The organism is Silvimonas sp., from assembly GCF_031291215.1.
Classification (GTDB): domain Bacteria; phylum Pseudomonadota; class Gammaproteobacteria; order Burkholderiales; family Chitinibacteraceae; genus Silvimonas; species Silvimonas soli.
Map to the genome: position 1 here is coordinate 1 of NZ_JARLJK010000026.1, position 1,630 is coordinate 1,630.

The 1,630-nt window shown below is 51.4% G+C and carries 1 protein-coding gene; it reads left to right on the forward strand.

The window, feature by feature from the left end; translation table 11 throughout:
- Positions 1-200: 200 nt before the first annotated feature.
- Entirely contained in the window at positions 201-497 is a 297-nt protein-coding gene (locus P4L78_RS01225; protein WP_309326425.1) for a hypothetical protein, read from the forward strand.
- The last annotated feature ends 1,133 nt before the right edge of the window (positions 498-1,630 follow it).

Here is a 1,630-nt window from a genome sequence, read left to right on the forward strand (position 1 = left end):
GTCTGGCTTCCTCTTTCGAAGAGTGGGAGCAACTGAACACACGAGCAGCATCGTGCGTGGTGAGCGCATTGTCAATTGCAACAACATTGACAAATTGTCAACAAATTGTCAACGTAGAAATGACGAATCGCGGCCAAGGCTTCACCTCTGAGCTGCTTCTCTTGCTGGATTGAGACCGCCAGATCCCTTGAAGACGGTGGTTGATCGGGATCCGTGTTCTCCTTGCCTGCTGCCTTGTCGCGTGCATATTTCTCACGCTGACGATGGTTCGCACGCTGTCGGTTGAGTTCCGCTTTCTCATCGGCGCGGATGTGTTCGCTTTCCGTTGCTTGGTGCTTGTGAAACGTGCTGTTGCCAATCAAATCACCGTCCTCGCCGACGAGAAGGCAGACGTCTCTGCATTTGCAGCGCTTCTTCTGGGGGCGACTGGCCATGTCCAGGTCGTACTACTGTCGCGACTTTCTCTGCGGAAATTGAAGGACGAGTTGACGGAATGAAGAGGACGGAAGGGAAGGAGGTGATTGCACTCGTACTGGAGTCTCCGGCCCTGCACTGGCAGCGTGGACTGCGGCGACACGCACGGAAGATTCCGGTACAGCAGCGGCGGCGTGTGCGGCAGCGGGATGCGACGACGGTGGGCTAGACGGTGCGCTCGACGACATGTCGACTAAGAGGAGAAACGGCGAGACGGGGTCAGATGCGCGCTGTCCTGGGAGGCTGTGCGCACGTAAGTAGGCTGCTCGCGGACCTCGTGTGTGTGGCCGATTTGAATGGTTCCGTCATGAGTCACAACGAACTGAGTTGCAAATGATCCTGGGACCGTGATCAAATTGTTTACCCGGCATCCAAGGTCATGGTATGCTTTTTGATAAAATGCACCTAATTATCAAGGCAATAGATTGCTGTCAAACCAATGCAATCTCCTACTGTAGTGTTGAGACGTTGTCTCAGGTTGCTGACAAATTGTCAATGGGATTGACAATTTCTATTAGGGTTATTCGCCAATAACCCTAACTGGCAACTTTGATTGGAAGTCAGCAACGAAAAGTTTCTTCGCCACGCCAACAAGGATCCAATTCAGACTCGTCATCAGCATTTAAGGAAAAATACTTTGGTTGCTCTAAGTCTCATAACGACTCAGATCCGTTATTCGCTGTTCAATTCGCGACTTTCAGCCAACTAGGCGCCCTGGGAAAACCAGCAAGGTTCCGCGTGAAAGATACCGATTGCAAACAAATGTTTCAGAATGCTCCAATGAAAGCGCCAAAGATGGTTGAGGCTGTATATCGAGCAATATGACTGCTGAGCTGTGTTTTCGCTCATTAGACATGCATTAAAGGTGCGAAATGAACAAAATTGGCCCAAACAGGCAATAAATTGTGATGCCCTGACAATTTGCGGACAACAATAACAATTTGTCAACGCATGACAATTTGCCATCACATGCATATCAAATTGCGTGAATCCACCCGGGGGATTCAAACTTTGAATCGCACACCTCACCGGACCATGCGCGTGCGACGAGGGATGGGCGTGTCCAACCCCTCACAGAGCGCCTGGCGAAGGGAATCGCAGCCACAACACCGAGTGGCCCACCACGCACACTCTCACACTAACTCCACCCACCCAC